Annotated in this window: 21 protein-coding genes; 6 read left to right on the top strand and 15 right to left on the bottom strand. The window is 67.6% G+C overall.

The features are described 5' to 3' along the window. The first annotated feature begins 11 nt into the window (after window positions 1–11). The 4 genes from dnaK (at window position 12) to H9634_RS13700 (ending at window position 4447) form a co-directional block, all read left to right on the top strand. On the top strand, window positions 12–1883 hold the full coding sequence (dnaK, locus tag H9634_RS13685) for a molecular chaperone DnaK (protein WP_191727362.1): 1872 nt from the start codon (window positions 12–14) through the stop codon (window positions 1881–1883). Further along, on the top strand, window positions 1883–2638 hold the full coding sequence (locus H9634_RS13690; protein WP_191727363.1) for a nucleotide exchange factor GrpE: 756 nt from the start codon (window positions 1883–1885) through the stop codon (window positions 2636–2638). Before dnaK ends, H9634_RS13690 begins: the two co-directional genes overlap by 1 nt. A 228-nt stretch (window positions 2639–2866) precedes the next feature. Continuing rightward, window positions 2867–3925 carry a DnaJ C-terminal domain-containing protein gene (locus H9634_RS13695; RefSeq protein WP_191727364.1) on the top strand — a complete coding sequence of 353 codons (1059 nt, stop codon included), beginning with the start codon at window positions 2867–2869 and terminating at the stop codon, window positions 3923–3925. Between the two features lie 15 nt (window positions 3926–3940). Next, the gene (locus H9634_RS13700) at window positions 3941–4447 is read left to right on the top strand and encodes a heat shock protein transcriptional repressor HspR (RefSeq protein ID WP_191727365.1); all 507 of its coding nucleotides are present in this window, start codon (window positions 3941–3943) and stop codon (window positions 4445–4447) included. Window positions 4448–4567: 120 nt separating this feature from the next. Here H9634_RS13700 and H9634_RS13705 read toward each other — a convergent pair whose 3' ends face one another. The 7 genes from H9634_RS13705 to H9634_RS13735 form a co-directional block, all read right to left on the bottom strand. Continuing rightward, on the bottom strand, window positions 4568–4891 hold the full coding sequence (locus tag H9634_RS13705; protein ID WP_191727366.1) for a hypothetical protein: 324 nt from the start codon (window positions 4889–4891) through the stop codon (window positions 4568–4570). Next, window positions 4888–5640, bottom strand: a complete 753-nt coding sequence (locus H9634_RS13710; protein WP_191727367.1) for a hypothetical protein — start codon at window positions 5638–5640, stop codon at window positions 4888–4890. Before H9634_RS13710 ends, H9634_RS13705 begins: the two co-directional genes overlap by 4 nt. Window positions 5641–5840: 200 nt before the next feature. Then, window positions 5841–6620, bottom strand: coding sequence for a maleylpyruvate isomerase family mycothiol-dependent enzyme (locus H9634_RS13715; RefSeq protein ID WP_191727368.1), 780 nt, complete (start codon window positions 6618–6620; stop codon window positions 5841–5843). Window positions 6621–6671: 51 nt separating this feature from the next. Further along, window positions 6672–8309, bottom strand: a complete 1638-nt coding sequence (locus H9634_RS13720) for an SLC13 family permease (RefSeq protein ID WP_191727369.1) — start codon at window positions 8307–8309, stop codon at window positions 6672–6674. Window positions 8310–8479: 170 nt separating this feature from the next. Beyond that, window positions 8480–9889, bottom strand: a complete 1410-nt coding sequence (locus H9634_RS13725) for a hypothetical protein (RefSeq protein WP_191727370.1) — start codon at window positions 9887–9889, stop codon at window positions 8480–8482. Between the two features lie 105 nt (window positions 9890–9994). After that, window positions 9995–10822, bottom strand: coding sequence for a hypothetical protein (locus tag H9634_RS13730; RefSeq protein WP_191727371.1), 828 nt, complete (start codon window positions 10820–10822; stop codon window positions 9995–9997). 67 nt (window positions 10823–10889) lie between these two features. Further along, window positions 10890–12053, bottom strand: coding sequence for a diacylglycerol/lipid kinase family protein (locus tag H9634_RS13735; RefSeq protein ID WP_225210983.1), 1164 nt, complete (start codon window positions 12051–12053; stop codon window positions 10890–10892). A 109-nt stretch (window positions 12054–12162) separates the two neighbouring features. On the opposite strand from H9634_RS13735, the gene serS reads away from it, so the two are divergent. Further along, on the top strand, window positions 12163–13452 hold the full coding sequence (gene serS, locus H9634_RS13740) for a serine--tRNA ligase (RefSeq protein WP_191727372.1): 1290 nt from the start codon (window positions 12163–12165) through the stop codon (window positions 13450–13452). Window positions 13453–13460: 8 nt separating this feature from the next. Continuing rightward, window positions 13461–14270: an HAD family hydrolase gene (locus H9634_RS13745; RefSeq protein WP_191727373.1), complete on the top strand. Its 810-nt coding sequence runs from the start codon at window positions 13461–13463 to the stop codon at window positions 14268–14270. 60 nt (window positions 14271–14330) lie between these two features. Here H9634_RS13745 and H9634_RS13750 read toward each other — a convergent pair whose 3' ends face one another. The 8 genes from H9634_RS13750 to ilvA form a co-directional block, all read right to left on the bottom strand. After that, window positions 14331–14810, bottom strand: a complete 480-nt coding sequence (locus tag H9634_RS13750; RefSeq protein WP_175293276.1) for an META domain-containing protein — start codon at window positions 14808–14810, stop codon at window positions 14331–14333. Window positions 14811–14863: 53 nt separating this feature from the next. Next, the gene (locus tag H9634_RS13755; protein WP_191727374.1) at window positions 14864–15211 is read right to left on the bottom strand and encodes an META domain-containing protein; all 348 of its coding nucleotides are present in this window, start codon (window positions 15209–15211) and stop codon (window positions 14864–14866) included. Between the two features lie 120 nt (window positions 15212–15331). Then, window positions 15332–17239: a S1 family peptidase gene (locus H9634_RS13760; RefSeq protein WP_191727375.1), complete on the bottom strand. Its 1908-nt coding sequence runs from the start codon at window positions 17237–17239 to the stop codon at window positions 15332–15334. A gap of 249 nt (window positions 17240–17488) precedes the next feature. Next, complete coding sequence (locus H9634_RS13765) at window positions 17489–18337, bottom strand: HAD family hydrolase (RefSeq protein ID WP_191727376.1); 849 nt, start codon at window positions 18335–18337, stop codon at window positions 17489–17491. Between the two features lie 118 nt (window positions 18338–18455). After that, the gene (locus H9634_RS13770; RefSeq protein ID WP_318245126.1) at window positions 18456–18971 is read right to left on the bottom strand and encodes a hypothetical protein; all 516 of its coding nucleotides are present in this window, start codon (window positions 18969–18971) and stop codon (window positions 18456–18458) included. A 7-nt stretch (window positions 18972–18978) separates the two neighbouring features. Further along, window positions 18979–19683 carry a bacterial proteasome activator family protein gene (locus tag H9634_RS14820; protein ID WP_263598824.1) on the bottom strand — a complete coding sequence of 235 codons (705 nt, stop codon included), beginning with the start codon at window positions 19681–19683 and terminating at the stop codon, window positions 18979–18981. Between the two features lie 28 nt (window positions 19684–19711). Further along, window positions 19712–20749: an NAD(P)H-quinone oxidoreductase gene (locus H9634_RS13780; protein ID WP_191727377.1), complete on the bottom strand. Its 1038-nt coding sequence runs from the start codon at window positions 20747–20749 to the stop codon at window positions 19712–19714. 91 nt (window positions 20750–20840) lie between these two features. After that, the gene (gene ilvA, locus H9634_RS13785) at window positions 20841–22127 is read right to left on the bottom strand and encodes a threonine ammonia-lyase IlvA (protein WP_404801694.1); all 1287 of its coding nucleotides are present in this window, start codon (window positions 22125–22127) and stop codon (window positions 20841–20843) included. Between the last annotated feature and the right edge of the window lie 280 nt (window positions 22128–22407).

Consider the following 22407-nt stretch of genomic DNA (forward strand, 5'->3'; position numbering starts at 1 on the left):
GGAGAAACACTATGGCTCGTGCAGTAGGAATCGACCTCGGCACCACCAACTCGGTCGTGGCTGTGCTCGAAGGCGGCGACCCCAAGGTCATCGCCAACGCAGAAGGCGGCCGCACCACCCCCTCGGTCGTGGCGGTGAGCAAGAACGGCGACTCCCTCGTCGGTGAGATCGCCAAGCGCCAGGCCGTGCTCAACGTCAAGAACACCGTCGCCTCGGTCAAGCGCCACATGGGCAGCGACTGGACCACCGAGCTCGACGGCAAGACCCTCACCGCCCCCGAGGTCTCCGCCCGCATCCTGCAGAAGCTCAAGCACGATGCTGAGGAGTACCTGCAGGAAGAGGTCACCGACGCCGTCATCACCGTCCCGGCCTACTTCAACGACTCGCAGCGCCAGGCCACCAAGGACGCCGGCAAGATCGCTGGCCTCAACGTCCTGCGCATCATCAACGAGCCCACCGCGGCCGCACTGGCCTACGGCCTCGAGCGCGGCAAGGAGGACGAGCTCATCCTCGTCTTCGACCTCGGCGGCGGCACCTTCGACGTGTCCCTGCTCGAAGTCGGCAAGGACGACGATGACTTCTCGACCATCCAGGTCCGTGCGACCTCCGGTGACAACGAGCTCGGCGGCGACGACTGGGATCAGAAGATCGTCGACTGGCTCGTCAGCCAGGTCAAGAACGGCTACGGCGTCGACCTGACCAAGGACGCCGCTGCCGTCCAGCGCCTCAAGGAGGCCGCAGAGCAGGCGAAGAAGGAGCTGTCCTCGGCGACGAGCACGAACATCTCGCTGCAGTACCTGTCGATGAGCGACAACGGTCCCGTCCACCTGGATGAGACCCTCACCCGCGCGAAGTTCGAGGACCTCACCAAGGACCTCCTCGAGCGCACGAAGGCTCCGTTCAAGGCCGTCATCGCCGATGCCGGCATCTCGGTCGACGAGATCGACCACGTCGTGCTCGTCGGCGGTTCGACCCGCATGCCGGCCGTGGCCGAGGTCGTCAAGGAGCTCACCGGCGGCAAGGAGCCCAACAAGGGCGTCAACCCCGATGAGGTCGTCGCAATCGGCGCCGCCGTGCAGGCCGGTGTCCTCAAGGGTGAGCGCAAGGACGTGCTGCTCATCGACGTCACCCCGCTGTCCCTCGGACTGGAGACCAAGGGCGGTGTGATGACGAAGCTCATCGAGCGCAACACCCCGATCCCGACGAAGAAGTCCGAGACCTTCACCACCGCTGAGGACAACCAGCCCTCCGTGTCGATCCAGGTCTTCCAGGGCGAGCGCGAGTTCACCCGGGACAACAAGCCGCTGGGCACCTTCGAGCTCACCGGCATCGCCCCGGCACCGCGCGGCATGCCGCAGATCGAGGTGTCCTTCGACATCGACGCCAACGGCATCGTGCACGTGTCCGCCAAGGACAAGGGCACCGGCCAGGAGCAGTCGATGACGATCACCGGCGGCTCGGCGATCCCGCAGGAGGACATCGACCGGATGGTCCGCGAGGCTGAAGAGCACGCCGACGAGGACAAGAAGCGCCGCGAGGCTGCTGACACCCGCAACATGGCTGAGAACCTCGCCTACCAGACCGAGAAGCTCATCACCGACAACGACGACAAGCTGCCCGAGGACGTCAAGACCGAGGTGCAGGGCGACGTCGACGCGGTGAAGGAAGCGCTCAAGGGCGAGGACGACGACGCGGTCAAGACCGCCGTCGAGAAGCTCAGCCAGTCTCAGACGAAGATCGGCGAGGCACTGTACCAGCAGGGTCAGGAGGGCGGCGCCGAGGGCGCTGCCGGTGCCGAGGGAACCGCAGACGCCGGTTCCGATGCGACTGAGGACGACGTCGTCGACGCTGAAGTGGTCGACGAAGACGAGGAGAAGAAGTGATGTCCGCCGAGAATCCTGAACAGGGCTTCTCGTTCACCGACAAGCGTCGGGTGGACCCGGAGACCGGCCAGGTGCGCGAGCCCCAGGCCGGCTCCGGCGCCGCCGGCGATGCTCAGGAGCAGGCACAGGCGGCAGCCGCCGAGGGCCGGCTCGACAGCGACGGCCCGGAGGTCGCCACCGGCGGCGAACCGGCCGCCGAGACCGACCCGGCAGCCCAGGCAGCCGAGCAGGCTCAGGGAACCGAGCAGGCTGAGGGAACCGCGCAGGCCGAGGCGCCTGCCGCCTCGGGTGCGGAGGCAGGGGACGGCGCACTCGATCCGGAGAACGTCAGCCCGGCTAACGACACCGAGGCCGAGCTGCTCGATCACCTCAAGCGGATCAACACCGAATACGCCGCCTACCGGATGCGCTCCCAGCGCGAGCAGGACCGTGCGAAGGAGGCCGGTGTCGCCAGCGTCGTCGAGGCGCTCTTCCCGGTGCTCGACGAGGTCCGCCTGGCGCGTGAGAACGGCGACGTCGAGGGCCCCTTCGACACGCATGTGACGAAGCTCTTCGACACGCTCGCCAAGCTCGGCGTCACGCAGTACGGCGAGGTCGGTGAGGAGTTCGACGCCAACATCCACGAAGCGCTCATGCAGCAGCCCAGCGACGAGGTCGAGACACCCACGGTGTTCCTCGTCATGCAGCCGGGCTACATGCTCGGCGAGCGGGTGCTGCGCGCCGCCCGCGTCGGCGTGCAGGCCCCGGCAGACTGATCTGCCCAGCCGGCACCCGGCGTGAGCCGCCCGCAGCATGAGTTGCGGATTCCGTTCCCGAGGCGGCCACCGCCTCGGGCACGGACCGGATGGGCAGGCAGTCCGCCTGCGCATGCGGTGCGTGAGGAACGACAGACCGGCAGCCGCGGCTGCCGCACAGCAGACAGGGACCGACATCCAGACACACACGACACACGATGACGGCGCGAGCCGGAAAGGAGGTGCCAGGTGAACTCCGGACCTCAGAACGAATGGTTCGACACGGACTACTACAAGATCCTCGGCGTCTCCAAGGACGCCTCGCAGTCCGAGATCAAGAAGGCCTACCGGAAGCTGGCCCGGAAGTACCATCCGGACACCAACCCCGGTGACAAGGCCGCTGAGGAGAAGTTCAAGCAGATCGGGCAGGCCAACCAGGTGCTGTCGGACAAGGAGACCCGCGAGCAGTACGACCAGGTGCGGGCGATGGGCCGCGGCGGCGCCCGGTTCTCCGCCGGTGCCGGCGGACCCGGCGGTGCCGGCGGGTTCGAGGACATCTTCTCCGGCCTGTTCAACACCGGCGGCGGGGGCACACGCACCCGCTACACCACCCGCAGCCCCGGCGGCGGGCCGGCCGGATCGGCAGGCGGGGACATCCCCCCGGAGTTCGCTGATCTGTTCGGCGGATTCGCCGGCTCCTACGGCGGCAGCCCCTATGACAGCCCCTACGGCGGCGGCTTCTCCACCGGCCCGCTCAAGGGCGGGGACATCAAGGCGAACACGACGCTGTCCTTCACCGAAGCCGCCAAGGGCGCGACCGTGAAGCTGTCGATGCCCGGCGGCAAGCCGCTGACCGTGCGCACGCCGGTCGGCGTCAAGGACGGGCAGAAGATCCGCCTGCGCGGCAAGGGCAAGGCCAGCCCCAACGGCGGCGATTCCGGTGACGTCATCCTCACCGTGCAGGTCGAACCCCACCCGGTGTTCACCCGCGACGGCGCGAACCTGCGGATGACCCTGCCGGTGACCTTCGACGAGGCTGCCCTCGGCGCCGAGGTCGAGGTCCCGACGCTCGGTGGGATGCCGGTGCGGGTGAAGATCCCGGCCGGAACACCGTCGGGCCGCACCCTGCGGGTGCGCGGGAAGGGCATCGAGACGAAGAAGCTCACCGGTGACCTGCTGGTGACCGTCGAGATCGCCGTTCCGCAGAACCTGACGCCCACGGCCAAGGAGGCGGTCGAGGCCTTCCGTGAGGCGACCAGCGGTGAGGATCCGCGAGCCGGGCTGCTCGATCGGGCCCGGGAGAGGTGAGCGGGGTGAGCGACGATGAACATCGGAGCGACAGCAGCCGTCTACGTCATCTCCGTCGCCGCTGAGCTGGCGGGCATGCACCCGCAGACGCTGCGGCAGTACGACCGGATGGGCCTGGTGGTGCCCAAGCGCACTGCCGGTGCCGGGCGGCGCTACTCACCGCGCGACATCGAGCGGCTGCGGCTGATTCAGAAGCTGAGCAAGGAAGACGGCATCAACCTCGCCGGCATCAAGGAGATCCTCGCCCTGCGCCGCGACCTCGACGAGGCCCGCGACGCCGCCACCCAGGCACATGCCGCCGTGCACGAGCTGCGCCAGCAGATCGAGGGACTGCGGCAGCGCGTGCAGGCCGAATCACGGGTCTTCGCCGCCGGGCAGAGCGGTGACATCGTCTCCGTCATGCACGGCAGGCGCCCGCGGGTGCGCATCGCCGGGGCTCTTCCCTCGGCAGCCAGCGCCCGGCCCGGCGGGAGCGAGGCCGATCGCGCCTCCCGCGACATCCTCCTCTACCGCCGCCGGTGACGCGGCAGCCTGCGAGACGATCGACGGTGAGGTTTCAGACCTGACGATGCGAAGCGGCGCCCAGCGCAGAAGCTGGGCGCCGCTTGCGCTGTCCCGGCTGTGCGGCCCGGACTGATCGCCTCAGATGATGGTGTCGAGAAACAGCGGGGCGAGTGCGAACCAGCTGAGCAGCACGGCTGCCGGCCCGGAGAGCACGAGTGCCGCCGTCCACCGCAGCCGGGTGAGCGTCACCGCCGTGAGGCCAGCGGTGAGCACGGCACACGCCCACGGCACCCAGTGGCCGGGCGTTTCGGTCAGCGCAGTGGTGAAGAACGACCCGGCGATCACCCAGCAGGCGATGAACCCGAACACGACCGCGCAGCGGATGACAGCACCGGCAGGCCGGGCCGTCTGCGGTGCTGCCGCCGTTCCCGGCGGACCTTGTCGAACTGGTGCTTCGGTCATGCCTGCTGTGCTCGCTTCCGGCCGACGATCCACAGGATGATGCCGAGAATCGTCAAGCCCACACCGAGCAGACCGCCGAACACGGCGATGAGGATGCCGCCGACGGTGGAGAAGACCCCGCCGGCCGACAGCGGTGGGGCGAGGATGACATCGGGCTGGTTGCACGTGATCGAGTAGGTGCCCGCCTCGCGGACCGAGAACCCGTCGATCGACTCATAGGTCCTGCCATCGAAGGAGTAGGACGACGTCTGATTCGTGCCCTTGCTCACCGGGGTGGGCCCGGTGATCGTGCAGCTGGTGAAGCCGGAGTCCTCCGGCACGTAGACCTGCCACTCGGATTCCGCTTCGAAGAACTGGTTCGTGGTGCCGTTGACGCGGATCGCCTCGTCGGAGAACCCTGACAGGGACGAGGCACCGGCGATCGTCATGACGATGCCGCCGATGATGGTGAGCACGAGGATGCCGGCGCCGACGAATGTCAGGATCTTGCCGATCAGCGGCATCTTCGACTTCGGCTTCGGGGCACCGGTGCCGGTGGCGCACGGGTCCTGGCCGCCGTACTGCGGCGCCTGGCCGGGATACTGCGGTGGCTGCTGTCCCTGCCGACCCTGGTGTCCCTGGTGGCCGGGATACTGGGGCGGCTGCTGGCCCGGAAGAGGTGCCTGGCTGCCGTACTGCGGTGCCGACGGCGCTCCGTACCCGGGTCCGCCTGGTCCCTGCTGGCCGGCTGGGCTGTCGGCCGGGTGCATGCTGCTGCTTGCGTGCGAGCCACCGGGGTGCTGGCCGCCGGGCTGCGCCGGACCGGCTGGAGGCTGGGAACCAGGAGGCTGCTGGCCACCCGGCGGCTGCTGACCTCCCGGAGGCGGACCGCCTGCTGGCGGGCCGTTCGGCGGGGGCGGCTGGGGTGGGTAGCTCATGACGCTCGTCCTCTTCCTCGTCGTTGTCGGTGCTAGATCCAGGGCGGCGGCTTGGGGAGGTCCTGCGGAGTCGCCGTTCCCGAGGCGCCCTTGTCGTTGTCCTCGACGCCGGAGTTGGGCCAGCCGCGCCCGGTGAGATAGGAGACGATCTCGGCGGCCTCGCCGGTCACCTCGATCGGCTCGGCTGGACGCGTGTCGTCCGGCCCGGCGACGACCATGCGCGGGGAGTCGTCGCGGTCGGTGATGTTGAGCTTGAAGTTGACCGGTTCGTCGCGGGCGATCCACATGCCGGTGATCTCATCGAGCAGTGCGTTGACCATCGCGGCCGGGAAGTCGAGGGTCGTCATCCCGATGTTGAGGTCCAGGGAGTGCATCCAGGCCTCCCGCGCCCGCGCCCACGGGATCTGCGCGGCCTGGATGTCCTTGCCCTGCCCGTTGACGACCGTTGCGCTCCAGGCCTCATCGTCCATGTCGTCGAACTCGTCGCTGAGCTCGTCGACGACCTCATGGGCCATCGTCATCACGTCACCGTTGGAGGTGTGGGCGACCGTCGAGTCGATCTCCTCATCGCGGGCCTGCCGCGAGGGGTACATCCGGTTCTCCTCACCGGTCCGGGCCCATTCGAGCAGCCGCATGAACGCCTCGGCGTTGTGGATGACGTGTGCTGCAACGTGCTTGCGGGTCCAGCCGGGCAGCGATGAGGGCTGGTCGAGATCGGCGCGGGAGAGCTGGTCGAGTGCCTGCAGGAAGAACTGCTCGCCGAGGAGCCGCAGGTCGAGGTCGCGTTGAAGCTGATCTGCATCGATTGCCATGTCCTCAGCTTAACGTCCCACCTCGGCCCGCGCCTGCCTGAACCTGAGCCCTCAGACGAGTCCCAGCCACTTCCAGTACGTCGCCGAGAGAAGCAGCACGAACAGGTAGCCGGCGATGGTGAGCGGGATGCCGGTCTTGAGGAACTGCTTGGCGGTGAACGCGCCGGTGCCGTAGGCGAGCATGTTCTGCGGTGCCGAGATCGGCAGCAGGAAGCCGAAGCTGATGACGAACTGCTGGATGATGACGAAGCCGAACCCGCCCTGGGCCGCACCCGGCAGGCTCATCGCCAGGGCGATGTAGACCGGGATGAGGGCCGAGGCCAGCGAGGTCGCTGAGGCGAAGCCGAGGTGGATGAGGATGGTGAACACCGACACGACGGCGATGATCGCCAGCATCGGCATCTCCGACAGGCCGACTGCGCCGAAGGTCTTCGACGACAGCCACGCGGCGGCACCGGTCTTGAGCAGCAGGGAGCCGAGCGAGATGCCGACGGCGAAGACGACGAGTGTGCCCCAGTTGATGAGCTTCTCGACGGCCTTCCAGGAGAACACGCCGATCTTCGGGGTGAGCATCACCGCGATCGCGACGATCGTCACCGTCGAGGAGTCGAACGGGTGCAGCACCTCCTCAGTCGACCACAGGATCAGCAGCAGCACGGCGATGATGATGAGGCGGATCTCGCGGGCGGTGATCGGGCCGAGTTCGGAGAGGTTCTGGCGGATCATCTCGCGGCCGCCGTCGATCTTGTCGGCCTCGGGCTTGATCGCCCAGCGCATGACGAAGTACAGGGTGATCGACATGAGTACCGACCATGGGGCTGCCCACAGGAACCAGGAGCCCCAGGCGACGTCGACGCCCATCTCCGAGGAGATGAAACCGGTGGCCACGAAGTTCTGCGCGGCAGCCGTCTTGATCCCGACGTTCCAGATCGAGACCGCCTGCGCGGCGGCGATGACGAGGAGTGCGCCGAGCTTCGAATTGTTCGCCAGGCCGAACGCGGCGACCATGCCGAGCAGGATCGGCACCACGGCCCCGGCGCGAGCGGTGGCAGACGGGACGAAGAACGCGAGCACGATCGAGATGACGATCGCACCGATGAGGATGCTGCTCGTCTTCTCACCGGCGAACCGCAGCACCCACAGCGCCAGCCGCTTGTGCAGTCCGGTCGCCTGCATCGCCGCAGCGAGTGCGAGCGCGGCTGCGACCAGCGCGACGGCTGGGGAGGCGAAGCCAGCCAGGCCGAGTTTCAGCGCCTCGGTCGAGCCCATCGGCTCAGGGCCGGCACCGTCTTCCAGCGCAGGGGCGAAGCCGAGCAGGATCGCGGTCAGGCCGATGATGATGACGGAGGAGACCGGATAGGTCACAGCCTCGGAGACCCACAGGATGACGGCGAAGGCGAGGATCGCCAGCGCCCGCTGACCGGCCACGCCGAGCTCCGGGTCGCCAGGCAGCAGCAGGACGACGATGAGGGCGAGCCAGGCGGCGGCGAACCAGATCGGCTTGAGCCCGAGGTGGGCGAAGAATCCATCGTGGTGCTTGGAGCTCGCGGTGCTCGAGCCGCCATCGTGCTCGGCGACGGCGCGCTGATCTGCGCGTGCCTCGGCCTGCTGCTTCGAGCGCTTCTCCGCTCGGGAGCGCAGGGGTGACCGGCGCTCTGCGGGCTTGTCAGAAGTGGGGCGATCATTCATGGGAATTGCTGCTCCTCAGCTGCACGTCGGGGATGGGCGTCACCGCAGGTTCTGCTCCCAGGGTATCGGCAGGCGATCCTCAGGCGCGAGGGTTTCGCCTGGTCACTCGCGTGGAACGCATCACCCCCGGTGGCACAGACCACCGGGGGTGATGCGTCGTGATGACCGGCTCAGCTGCGGCGGCGGGTCAGCATGATGCCGGCCGTGCCGATGGCCAGCAGCGCCAGGCCGGCACCGGCGGCGGTGAGTTCGGAACCGGTGCGCGGCAGACGGCTGCGGTCATCGCGCTTGTCGTCGCCGTTCCTCCCATTGCCATCTGTGCCGCTGTCATCGCCGCCGGAGCCGTCATCGTCTGAGCCGTCGCCGGCCGTGACGGTGAAGGCACCGGTGAGGTCATCTCCACCGGGGCAGGCGACGACGACGTCATAGGCACCGATGTAAGACTCGGCGGCTTCGGGATTGTCGCCGAAGACGGTGAAAGGGACCGTGCCGTCGGCATCGGCGGTCGCGGTGTCGACGTGAGTGCCGATGTTCTCGCTCTCCGGCGTCACTGTCAGCTCAGCGTCTGTGCCCGGCTCACACCCGGTGGCGACGATCGTGACAGCGCCCTCCTTGACGAAGTCGGCGGCTGCGATCCGCTCGGGATCGACGCTCAGCTCACGCGCAGCCGGGGTGGAAGGGCCGTCGGTCGGCTCCGCCGTCGGGTCGTCCGTCGGCTCCGTGGTTGGTTCGTCCGTCGGGTCAATCGTGGGATCTGCGGTCGGGTCCGTGGTTGGTGCGTCCGTCGGGTCCGTCGTGGGATCACCGGTGGGGTCCTCGGTCGGCTCCTCGACGATGCGCACGGTGTGCTGGGTGACCGGCAGCGTGTCCGGCAGCCGGTTGGAGCCCTTGACCGTCTCTGCACTGACGGTGATCTCATCGCCGACAGCCACCGAATCCGGCGCGGTGACGGTGAACTCCTCTGCCGGGCCTACGCTCTCCGGTGCGACGTCTGCGATCGGCTCATCACCGAGTGCCGCGGCAGGGGAGTAGCTGTAGCCCACTGCCGGGCCCTCCTGGACCGAGAATGCCAGGCCAGCCTGCGCCTCGGCGGCGGTCGCCGTCTCCGGCCCAGCGATGTGTCCGGCGTCGTAGGTCACGACTGTCGTCTTCGAGGTGCTCTTGCTGGCGCTGCTCACCTGCACGACGACGGCCTCATCGGGCTGCAGTTCGCCGACCGTGGCATTGCGCTCCGGTTTGAACGAGGAGACGAACGCGTCATCAGCGGCGAGGGTGAACGAGTACTCACCCGACTCATCGGCTGCGCCGTCGAACCGGTCGACGTCTTCGATCGGCAGGGTGTAACCGCCGTTGAACATGGCGTTGACCGACCGCACGTCGACCTCGGCGCCGGGATCAGTGGTGACGGTGACGGGGATGCCGTCGGCGAGCTCGGAGACCGGGATCGGGTAGGGCATGTCGACGGTGACGTCGGCCGCCTGGGCGGGAGCCGCCACGGCGACACCGGCACCGGCGGCGAGCAGGGCTGCCGCACCGGCGGCAAGACCGCGCAGCGACAGGGCAGAGAGCAGAGTCTTCACAGGACACCTCGCAGAAGCAGGATCGATACACACCCAGCCAAGCGGATCGAAGCATCGCGGCACTGGCGGTTAGATGAATCCAGCGAGAACTCTGCGCCCGCAGCTTCAGCCGCGGCGGCGGGTGAAGACGACCGAGGCGGTGCCGACGGTCAGCAGGATCGCGCCGGCGGCTGCGGCCAGCAGGTCGCTGCCGGTGCGCGGCAGCCGGGCGCCGCGGCCGTGCTGCCCGCCGGGCGTGCCCGTCGGCTCGGCGCTCGGGGTCGGTGCGGCATCGGCGGTGACGGTGAAGCTGCCGGTGCGCTGGTCATTCCCGGCACAGGCAACCGTAACTGCGTAGTCGCCGGCGTAGGTCTGGGCCATCATGTCGTGCTGGCCGTGGACGCTGAACGCGACGGCCCCATCGGCGTCGACGGTGGCGGTTTCGGAGTAGTTGCCGACGTTCATGCCCTGCGGGATGACGGTCATCGTCGCATCGGCGTCCGGCTGGCAGCCGGTGGCGGAGATGATGACGGCGTCCTCGCGCACGAAATCCGAGGCACTCAGCTTGCCCGGCTCGATCGTGAGGGTCTTCTCCGCAGTCGCCTCTTCCGTGCCCGAGGTGCCGGTCGCGGTCTCCGTGGCAGGTGCCGGTTCCGTTGCGGTCGTGTCCCCGGTGGCGGCAGGCTGCGGGGTCTCCGCCTCGGGCGTCGCCGGTGACTGAGTGAAGCCGCCGGATTCGTCGGCTGAGTGCTCGTGCGTGCTATCCGGTGCGGTCGGCGAGGTGTCGGGCACCGTCTGCTCCGGAGCTGGGCTCCGATCCTCAGCAGTGCTGCTGCCCGGACGCGGGCTGGTGGCCTGCATGGCGTCATCGGCGGGCTGCGCGAGGGCTGGGGTGGCACCGGCGGACATGGTGAAGGCGATGAGGACTGCTGCGCAGGTGCGGGAGAGTCTCATGGCGTGCCTTTCAAGCCGGGCGACCGGATACTCAGGATATACCCAGGTTCAGCTGAGCGGAAGAGGCTCAGGCGACGGGCAGCGGCCAACCCTCCTGACGGATGAGGCGGGTCTGCTCCCGGGTTGGGGTGCGCACGATGAGACCATGGTGTTCGACCTGCATGGCCAGGTAGTCCGTCTCGCCGAGCGGGTCGCCGTCGATCTGCATGTCGATCTTCTCTTCGCATTCGATGACGACGGACTCGCCGCGCAGAATCTGCGTGTGCAGGCCCTTGCGCTTCTGGCGGGAGAACACCGAGGCGGCCACACCGATCCATTGGAAGGCGTTCTTCGGGGCTACGACGAGGAGGTCGAGGATGCCGTCGGCGATGTCGGCCTCGGGCATGAGGATGATGCCGCCCTGGATCTTGCCGCAGTTGCCGCCCACCACCGAGCGGACTTTGGCCCGCAGCGCCTGCTCGCCGTCGACGGTGATCGTCACGCGGGTCGGGGAGCCGACGAGCTTGCGGGCACCGGCCTCGAAGTAGGCCAGCCAGCCGACCTTCGACTTGAGGTCGGAGTCGGTGTCGGCCATGACGGCGGCGTCGAAGCCGAGCCCGGCCATGACGAGGAAGGCGGAGTCCTCACCATCGGGGGCAGTCTGCGCGTGACCGATGTCGATCGGCTTGTCCTGGCCCCACAGGGCGATGCGCATCGCCCATTCCTGCCGGTCGAGCGGCAGGCCGATGTTGCGGGCCAGCAGATTGCCGGTGCCCATCGGGATGATGCCCATCGGAGTGTCGGTGCCGGCCAGCACCTCGGCGGCGGCGCGCACGGTGCCGTCACCGCCGGCGGCGACGACGAGGTCGACTCCGGCGTCAAGCGCCTTGCGGGCCATCGCCTCACCGGGATCGTCCTCGGTGGTCTCGATGATGAGCGGCGGCTGCCAGCCCTCCTGGCGGCACACCGCCGAGGCGACCGCGGCGAAGTCACCGGTCACATCCTTGACCGGGTTCATGATGACGGCCGCGCGCGGCTTCGGCGGGATATCGGCACTCTGGCCCGACTGGCTGTCTGCGCTCGTGAGATCCTCAACATCGAGCTGCTGATCCCTGCCCGCAGCAGACTGCTGCGCTGCCCGGCGATCCGCGGCACGTGAGCGGGAACCGAGCCAGTAGCCGATGAACAGACCGACACATAGGATGACGACGGCGAAGGCCAGAAGGAAGAGCATTCCGGTTGAAGATTCCATGACACCAATCTACTCCGCGAACCGGTCCAGCTGACTCAGCCTGAGCGGGCGAAATTCCGGTGAACGGGTGCTGGGAGACGTCCTGTCATCGCAGCGATAGGCTAGGTGTGTGATCGATCTACAGCAGCTCAGAGAAACCCCCGAGGCGTTCAAGGCCTCCCAGCAGGCCCGTGAGGCGGATCCGGGACTCGTCGATGAGATCCTCGCCGCTGACGAGGCCCGGCGCGCAGCGCTGACGTCCTTCGAGGAGGCCCGCGCTGAGCAGAAGTCGTTCAGCAAGCAGGTCGCCAAGGAGAAGGACAAGGACGCCAAAGCCAGGCTCGTCGCCGAGGCCAAAGGCAAAGCGGAGAAGGTCAAGGCACTGCAGGCCGATGCCGACGAAGCCGGCTTCGCCTTCGACAAACTCGTGCGCAAGCTGCCGAACCTCGTCATCGACGGCGTGCCCGCCGGCGGGGAGGACGACTCCGTTGAGCTGCGCCGTGAGGGCACCCCGCGCGATTTCGCAGCCGAGGGCTTCGAACCCCAGGATCACCTCGCGATCGGTGAGGGCCTCGGCGCGATCGACACCGCCCGCGGGGCGAAGGTCTCCGGTGCCCGCTTCTACTACCTCACCGGTTTCGGCGCCCGTCTCGAGCTGGCGCTGCTGACGATGGGCCTCGACACTGCTGAGAAGCACGGTTTCAGTCCTGTCATCACCCCCACGCTGGTCAAGCCTGAGGTGATGGGAGGCACCGGTTTCCTCGGTGAGCACGCGGATGAGGTCTACCGCCTCGAAGCCGACGACCTGTTCCTCGTCGGCACCTCAGAGGTGCCGCTGGCCGGCTACCACATGGACGAGATCCTCGACCTCGACGGCGGGCCGAGGCGCTACGGCGGCTGGTCGCCCTGCTATCGCCGCGAGGCCGGCTCCTACGGCAAGGACACCCGCGGCATCCTGCGCGTCCACCAGTTCCAGAAGGTCGAGATGTTCTCCTACGTCAAGCAGGAGGACGCGCTGGAGGAGCATGAGCGGATGCTGTCGATCCAGGAGGAGATGCTGGCCAAGTGCGAGCTGCCCTACCGGGTGGTCGACATCGCTGCCGGCGACCTCGGCGATTCGGCTGCCAAGAAGTACGACTGCGAGGCGTGGGTGCCGACGCAGGAGACCTACCGTGAGCTGACCTCGACGTCGAACTGCACGACGTTCCAGGCCCGCCGCCTGAAGATCCGCGAACGCACCGACAAGGGCACCCGCCCGGTCGCCACGCTCAACGGCACCGTGGCCAACACCCGCTGGCTCGTCGCCATCCTGGAGAACCACCAGCAGGCCGACGGCTCGGTGCGCATCCCCACTGCGCTGCGCCCCTACCTCGGCGGCATGTCGAGCTACGGGCCGGACGGCGCACGCTACGAAGACTGAGGAGAAGATTGAAGCCCCACATCATTGCTCTCGACGTAGACGGCACGATCGTCGACTACGACGACATGATGACCGATCGGGTGCGCTCCACCATCCAGGCTGCTGAGGCTGCCGGCCACCACGTCGTCATCGCAACCGGCCGCTCAGCCGGCGGAGCGCTCGAGGTGGCCAACCGTCTCGGGCAGCGCGACGGGTACCTCATCGCGTCGAACGGTTCGGTGATCGTGCGGATCACCCCGGAGGCCGAGCGCGGCTGGGAAGTCAACCACGTGGAGACCTTTGATCCGGCACCGATGCTCACTCGGATGCGCGAGCACCTGCCGATGGCGCTGTTCATGGTCGAGGATCCCGAGCTCATGCGCTGGGCGTCTGGGGAGTTCCCGGTCGGCGAGCTGGCGTCGAATGAGCAGCTCAATCTCGTGAGCTTCGATGAGCTCATGGACAAGGAAGCCACGCGTATCGTCATGCGTGAGCTCAACGGCAGCAACGAGGAGTTCCTGGACGCCGTCGAGCGGATCGGCCTGCACGGTGTGACCTACTCCGTGGGCTGGTCGAACTGGCTCGATATCGCCCCTGAGGGGGTGTCGAAGGCCAGCGGCGTCGAGTACGTCTGCCAGCAGCTGGGCGTCGCACGGTCGGAGACCGTGTGTGCCGGCGACGGCATGAACGACATGGAGATGATGCAGTGGGTCGCCCACGGCATCGCCATGGGTCAGGCGAAGGACGAGCTCAAGGCACAGGCCGACGTCGTCACCGGGACGGTGCAGGAGGACGGCCTGGCGACTGCACTCGAAGAGTACTTCGGCCTGGACAGCTGAGGCAGCTCAGCCGCCCAGGCCGTGTGGCCTTGGAAGAGCGGAGGGTTGCTGGGGGAAGTCCTACTTCTCCCGGATGAGCGTGCCGATCTCCTTGCCGTCCTTGTCCTTGACGGTCATCTCATCGGCGTTCTCATGTGAGTCGGTGATTTCGGCAGTGCTGGCGCCGCTGAGCCAGGTGTCGATATCTGGGCAGCCTTTGGCTGTTGTCACCCATGGTTCGATGTGAACCGTTGATCCCTCGATCGTGTAGGTGCTGTTGATGCCGTTGCACCCGTCGGTGCCGATGACAGTCTCATCGGTCTTGAATTCGAGGAATGGGTCGCCCTTCTGGTCGGCGCCCCACTTGCCTTCGAGTGTCTCGGGTGTCAGATCGCCAGACGGGTCACCGGGGTTTGCGGTGCTGGTCTCCTCGGAGGTCTCTGTGGCGTTGGGGGATTCACTCGGGGAGACAGTGCCGTTGCCGTCGTCAGTTCCGCACGCGGAGAGCGCAAGCAGCGAAATGCCAGCTGCGGCAAACGTGGCAGTTTTCAGTGTTCTCATGTGTTCCAGGATACTTCGGGGGCTGAGACACAGCAGTGCGGCACCGCTGATTGTCAGGGCTTTCTGACGTCTTCGGAAGATCGGATCAGGGTTCCGATGACATCGTCATTCCGGTCGCGAACGGTCATGGTGTCACCGTGGATTTCGGCGAAGCGGGCCATGCTCAGCCAATCGTTGACGCCCAGGCAGGCGCGAGCGGTGGCGATCCACGGTTCGATCGTGATGGTGGACTTCTCGAGCGTGTAGGAGGTGTTGATCCCATTGCAGCCGTCGGTTCCCCATGCCGCTCCTTCGTCGTTGAAAGTCAAGTACGGCTGACCGGGTTCGTCTGATCGCCAGGTGCCGGCCACGTCGTGCATTGTCAGCGAGTTGTCGTCATGGTCGCGGGGGTCGGAGTTCATGCTGTCAGGCTAGCCCTTTTGCTGCTGCCGTGTGAATGCGATTCGGGCTGTGAACCGGAGTGGTTCACAGCCCGAATCAGCTGGCGTTCCTGCTGTCAGGCAGTCACGGTGTCAGCGGCGTCAGTTCTTCCGACGGCGAGCGAGGACGTAGAGTCCTGCACCACCGGCGATGAGAGCGGCTGCAGCCCCGAGGGAGCCGAGTGCTTCAGAACCGGTGCGCGGCAGTTCCTTCTTGTCATCCTTCTTGTCGTCGCCGCCCTTGCCGTCATCGTCCTTGCCACCGGCTTCGGTGACAGTGAAGGTGCCGGTCAGGTCGTCGCCGCCGTCGCAGGAGACGGTGACGTCGTATTCGCCGATGTAGGCGTTCGGCATGTCGGCGTTCTCGCCGTAGACGGTGAATCCGACGTTGCCGTCCTCATCGACCGTGGCGGTGTCGGTGTGACCGGTGACGTTCGAGCCGCGCGGCTTGACCTCGAGGTTGGCCTCGGTGCCCGGGGTGCAGCCGGTGGCGAGGATCTCAACAGCATCCTTCTTGACGAAGTCGGTTGCCTTGATGTTCTCCGGGTCGATCGCGAGTGCACGCTTGACCGGGTCATCCGACGGATCCTCGGTTGCGGTCGGATCGTCCGAAGGGTCCTCCGTTGCCGTCGGATCGTCGGTCGGTTCCGTGGTCGGATCGTCGGTCGGCGTCGGCGCGCTGGCTTCAACGGTCACTGTGACAGTGGTCTTCTCCGAGACGTTGAACTTGCCCTTGCGTGCGATGAAGGAGTAGGTGTACTCGCCCGGCTCAGTCGGAGCCGTGAACGAGAACGTGCCGGCCGCAGCCTTGAACCCAGCAGGATCCTCGCTGCCCTCGGCCGCCTCAGCGGTGGCGTTCGACTCAGTCGTGCCGGAGACCGTTGCACCCGGTGCCACAGTCGCATCAGCAACCGTCGGAGCGTCGACGTGCAGGCGCACTTCGGTGCCTGCGGGCATCTGCTCGAGACCATGGTTGATGTCGGTGACGAACGAGAAATCATGCTCCGAGCAGTTCGGGTCGTCTTCAGCGCAGTCCTTTGAACCGAGGACGTAGGCAGAGGAGATGCCGAGTGCTTCACCCTTGTCGTTGAACCAGGCACCGCCCGAGTCGCCGGGGCGCAGCGTGTTCGTTGCCACAAAGCCGGTGACGTAGTGCAGCTTGGTCGGGTCCTCGATATCGGTGACGCCGAACACCATGTCGCCTTCGACCGTGCCCTGAGTGAGCCCGGTCGTGCGCCCGGACTTCTTGATCGTCTGGCCCTTGGTTGCCTTGCCGACGGACGTGATGGTCTGCGTGGACTTCGCCAGATCGCCCGAGGCCTTCGTCGTCCAGTCCGTCACTTCCGGCTTCATCTTCAGGTCGGGATTCGTCTTCTCGACGACGGCGATGTCGGTGACTGTCGGGTCTGTTTCAGGTGCGAATGGGTCGGTCTTGCCGCCCCACTGGGAGGCAGTGAACGTGCCGAAGCTGTCCAACGGCTCTGCCGTGTACTTCTTCGGGTCCATCGGATCCTGCTCACCGCCGGTGAACTCGACGTCGGTCTGAGGCACGCTGCGCGAGACATCGCCGCCGGCGCCGGGCTGGCCGCAGTGGCCCGCCGTGAGCGCGGCTTCGTCGCCTTCAGGCGTCCAAGCTGAGAATGCGAAGGAGCAGAGACCGCCTGCACCCACGATGTAGCCCGAACCGCCGACGACTTCATCAGCGGCGGCAGGCTTGATGGGCCCGTTGAGTTCGAGGAATTCGACGTTGTCGTGCTTCTGGCCGAGCTCGCGGAGTTCATCGGCGTTGTCGGCAGTGACATCGAGGGCAAGGAGCACGTCCTTGCCTGCGGTGCCGACACCTGCCGCGCCTGCGGCAAACGCCTGGTCTTCGAACTTCTTGAATTCAGCGCCTGCTGTCGGCAGAATTTCTGGGGCTGCGAAAGCCGGGGAAGCGGCCAGGGAACCGCCTGCTCCGACGATGATCGCAGCGCTCAGGCCCAGTGCCCGCAGCGAGTAGCGTTTCGTCATGTCGTATGTACTCCAAAGGTATTGAGTGCTGGTGTTGGCTGCGGGCTAGGCGCGGGGAAGATCGTTACCGTTCCGCAACACACGAATCTCAGAGTAGCCTGAGTGCCCTTGAAGTGAAACCTGGAAACGTGGCCCAGGCGACAGAATCTCCGCAGCACGTGTCATTTGTGCAGGTCAGGACGGTCGTCACAGGCTGAAAGAATTTTGTCTGAATTTCGGACTATCTGCACGCAGGCCGTAGTCGGCAGCTCATCCACGGCGCTGCGCGGCGGCTGCGAAAGCCCGGATTGTTTCAGTAATGCCGCCATCACGGACCGCCGGGGCCACGGCGCGGGCTGCGGCGAGGGTGGTCGGGTGGCCGTCGGCCATCGCATACCCCCAGCCGGCCCACGTGAGCATCTCGATGTCATTGGGCATATCGCCGAATGCGGCGACATCGTCGGCGTCGATCCCACGGCGCTGACAGTACTCAGCCAGCGTATGCGCCTTGGTGACCCCGGCAGCAGCGAGCTCGATGAGCCCGGTCGTCGGATTCGAGTGTGTGGCGTGCAGCGCATCGCCGATGAGCTCGCTGACAGCAGCGAGCATCGCATCGGAGTCCGTCGACGGCCCGCGCACCATGATCTTGGCGACCTCGCGGATGTCCGGGCTCTCAGCCGGGTCGATGGTGACGGCCTCCTGCGGCCAGCGGGTGACGAAGCCCGGTTCGATGCAGAAGGCATCGAGGGTCTCGAAGGCCAGTTTCGCCTCGGGCATGTGCGCCCGCACCCGGCTGATGAGCTCGTGCTGAACCTCGGTGCTGATGAGGTGGGCGTGGACGACCTCATCGCGCTGCAGGTTGTACACGATCGAGCCGTTGGCGCAGATGACGTGGCGCACGATCGGCAGATCCCGCTGCAGGGGTGCCAGCCAGCGCACCGGCCGGCCGGTCACCGGCACGAAGTCGACACCGGCGGCCACCAGCGCATTCACCGCATCGATGGTGGCCTGGGGAATCGGCTGGAAGCGCTGCAGCAGGGTGCCGTCGACATCGCTGGCCACGAGCCGGATGTTCTCCGGATGCTCATGCGGGGCCTGCGGTGCGCCCGTCTCGCTCACTGCTGGCCTCCGTCTCGCCGATATCTCATGAAAACGCATACCTATTGAATACATGCACCTAGTGAATGCGTGCTGCTGCCGGCACCCCACAGGCGGGGTGCCCGTACCTCTATATCTATCAGCTTCCCGCGTCGAGGCGGACGCACTCGTCGATGAGCGCGGTGACATCGTCGACGAACCGTGCCGCGGCCGCGGTCGGGGCTGTCGGGTCCTGCCCCGTCCGCACGGCGATCCGGGCCATCGCCGCCGCCTGCCCGGCCTCGGCGGCCTTGGTCGCCGCCTGGGACAGCTTCTCCGGCAGCGGCCCGCAGGCACTGCGCACGCCGGCGGGGACGACGAGTCCCTCGAGCGGCCAGCGCGCATGCAGCCGGCGGGTCAGCTCGGTGACCTGCTCGGCGGCCTCATTCAGCGGCGCGGTGAGGGCCGCGATCTGCTCACCGGCAGCCTGGGAGGCCGCCGCAGAGTCCCCGGTCTCGCGGCCGAGCGCGACAGCGGTCTCGTAGAAGCGGTCGACGGCGCGCATGAACCGGTCGTGGTGCTGGCGCCACACCCCGGTGCCGAACTCACGGTCGGCCTCACGCGCAGCGTGCTCGGCCGGGGAGAACAGTCCCGTCAGGCGGGACAGGATGCCCACGCCGGTCTCAGAGGTAGTTGCCAGGCCGCTGCTCGGCCTCAGCCTCGCTGTCCTCGCCGCCGTCCTCCTGGCCCATCACGACCGCCCCGCGCGGCAGCGCGCCGGCCTCCTGCCCTGACTGCGACTGCGCGAGCGCCTGCTGACTCATGAGCGCGGTCTGGATGCCGTGGAAGAGACCTTCGAGCCAGCCGACGAGCTGGGCCTGCGCGATCCGCAGCTCACCGATCGACGGGGTCTCCGACTCACCGAAGGGCAGATCGAGGCGCCTGAGCTCGTCGATGAGCTCATCGGACATGCCCGCCGAAAGCTCCTCGATCGTGCGGCGGTGGATCTCGGCCAGCCGCTCGCGGCCGGCCTCATCGAGATCGGTCTTGCGGACCTCCTCCAGCAGCTGCTGGGCCATCGTGCCCACGCGCACGATCTTGCCGGGCTCGGAGATCTTCGCCGAGCGCTCCTGCCCACCCTGCTGGCGCGCCGACTGCTGGCCCGCCTCGGCGCCGGAGGCCTCCTGGCCGGTGCGTTCCGGGCCCGCGGTGTCCTGCCCCGAGGTGTCCTGGCGCTGCGCTTCCTGCTCACCCTGCTGGGTGGTCCCGTCGGCACCCGAGGCGGGGCCCGCCTCGGGACCGGGGGTGCTGTGCGCGCCGTTGAGGCGGGCGGCGGCCTGCGCGAGAGTCTCCAGGTGCGGGGCCTGCGGGGTGGTCTCGTCGGTCATATCGTCCTCGTCTCCTTCGTGGGGGCGGTCAGGCGGGCTGGGCGTCATCGCCGACGCGCAGCAGCACCTTGCCGATGCTATCGCCATCTTCGAGCATCGCGTGCCCGCGTCCGGCCTCGGCCAGCGGCAGCGTGTCGTGGATGATCGGGCGGATGGTGCCGTCGAGCACGAGCGGCCACACGTGCTGGCGGACCGTGGCGACGATGAGCGCCTTCTGCGCAGCCGGGCGGGCGCGCAGGGTGGTGCCGAGCACGTGCTTGCGGCCGGTGAGCAGGCGGGCGAGGTTGATCTCGGTCTTGACCCCGCCCTGCATGCCGATGATGACGAGCCGGCCGTCGTTTGCCAGGGCCTTGATGTTGCGCTCGAGGTATTTCGCGCCGATGAGGTCGAGGATGACGTTCGCACCCGGGGTGCACGGGTCGCCGGCCGGGCCGGTGGCGGGATCGGATGCGGTGATCTCGCGGATCCGGTCGACGAAGTCCTCCTCGCGGTAGTTGATGACGGCATCGGCGTCGAGCTCGCGGCAGAACGCAGCCTTGCGCTCCGAGCCGACGGTGACGGCCACGCGGGCGCCGAGCGCCCTGGCGAGCTGGATGGCGCATGTGCCGATGCCCGAGCCGCCGCCGTGGACGAGCAGCCACTGGTCAGCACGCAGCCCGGCCTCCATGACGACATTCGAGTACACGGTGGAGACGACCTCCGGCAGAGCGGCTGCCGCGGTGAGGTCGACGTCATCGGGGACAGGCAGCAGCTGGCCGGCCGGCACGTCGACGTACTCGGCATAGCCGCCGCCGGACAGCAGGGCGGCGACGCGGTCGCCGGTCTTCCAGCCGGTCACCTCGGAGCCGACCTCGGCGATGGTGCCCGAGACCTCCAGGCCGGGGATGTCGGTGGCGCCCTCGGGTGGGTCGTAGTGGCCCTGCCGCTGCAGGATGTCGGCTCGGTTGATGCCGGCGGCCTGGACCTTGACCAGCACGGAGCCGGGCTCGATCGCGGGAGTTTCGACGTCGTCGGCGAGCACCAGGGCCTCCGGGCCGCCGGGCTGAGGAATCGTCATCGCGCGCATGACGCAAGCCTAGCGTCCAGGGCTGTCTGTGCGGTCAGTATCGCCACACGATCACACACGCACTGCGCAGCCATCGCCTCGGGCGCGGGGCTCAAACGAACATGCGGAACAGCGGCGAATCGTAGGAGACCTTCTCGATCTCCAGCGGTGAGGCGTCCATCCGGGCGAGCAGGCCGGGCAGGCTCTGCGCCTGGCCGAGGGTGATGCCGACGAATGCCGGGCCGGTCTCGCGGTCGGAGCGCTTCATGTACTCGAACAGCGAGATGTCGTCATCGGGGCCGAGCACCTCGGACAGGAAGCGGCGCAGCGCCCCGGGCTCCTGCGGGAAGTTGACGATGAAGTAGTGCTTGAGGTTCTCGTACACGAGCGAGCGCTCGATGACCTCGGAGTAGCGGGAGATGTCGTTGTTGCCGCCGGAGACGATGCACACGACCGTCGAGCCCGGCGGAATCGTGATCGGGGCGCGCGAATGCGCCCCGCCGATCGCCGCCGAGGCCAGCGCGCCGGCCGGTTCGGCGATGATCCCGTCGACCTGGTAGAGCTCGAGCATCTCCGAGGCCACCCGGCCCTCGGGCACCGGATCGATGCGCAGGCCGAGGTCGGCGATCATCCGGTACGTCAGGTCCCCGGCCCGGCGCACGGCGGCGCCATCGGCGAACGAGTCGATGTTCTCCAAGGTGACCGGGCGGCCGGCGGCCAGTGCCGCGATCATCGAGTCCGCGCCGGCCGGCTCGGCGCCGATCACCTGGGTCTCAGGCATGTGCTCGGCAGCGTAGGCGGCGATGCCGGCGAGCAGCCCGCCGCCGCCGACCGGCACGATGATGAAGTCCGGATCCTCGCTTAGCTGCTCGTGGATCTCCGGGGCGATCGTGCCCTGCCCGGCCACGGTGCGCGGGTGGTCGAAGGCCGAGACGAGCAGCGCGCCGTAGGTCTCGGCGTAGTTCGCCGCCAGATCCGAGGCGTCGTCGTAGGTCGAGCCGTCGATGACGACAGTGACCTCATCGCCGCCGAAATAGCGGATCCGGTCGATCTTCTGCCGCGGTGTCGTCTTCGGTACGAAGATCCGGCCCTTGACGCCGAGCTCCTTGCATGCTTTCGCGAAGCCCTGCGCATGGTTGCCCGCCGAGGCGCACACGACTCCGCGGGAGCGCTCATCGGCGTTGAGCTGCAGGAGGAAGTTGAATGCACCGCGGATCTTGTACGAGCGCACGAGCTGGAGATCCTCGCGCTTGAGGTAGATCGTCGAGCCGATCGCATCGGACAGGCGTTCGGAGATGTGCAGCGGGGAGGTGATGATGGAATCCGAAATGAGCGCGGCAGCGGCCTCGACGTCGCTGGCGGTCGGCAGGTTCCAGATCTTCTGTTCATGAATCAGCACCTCCCCATTGTGTGCCCGCCGCTGCGGTCGTGTCACGTCATGAGTCAATCTGTGCCATATAGTGAGCAGTTTCGTGTCGTTCGGTGACGAACGACGTCTCGGCGCACACCGCCTCGGGACCGGACACCTGTGGGGTGGGCGCCGCCTCGGGACCGGACGCCGGTGCGGCGGGCACCGCCTCGGCGCTGGTCAGGGCGGGTGTGCCGGGCGTGCCCTCCCGGCCGCACTGCGCGGTTTCGGTAGAGTGTGCCCTAGCGCATGATGCGAGCCCGCGCCGACG

Origin of the sequence: Brevibacterium gallinarum (assembly GCF_014836885.1) — a bacterium.
Classification (GTDB): domain Bacteria; phylum Actinomycetota; class Actinomycetes; order Actinomycetales; family Brevibacteriaceae; genus Brevibacterium; species Brevibacterium gallinarum.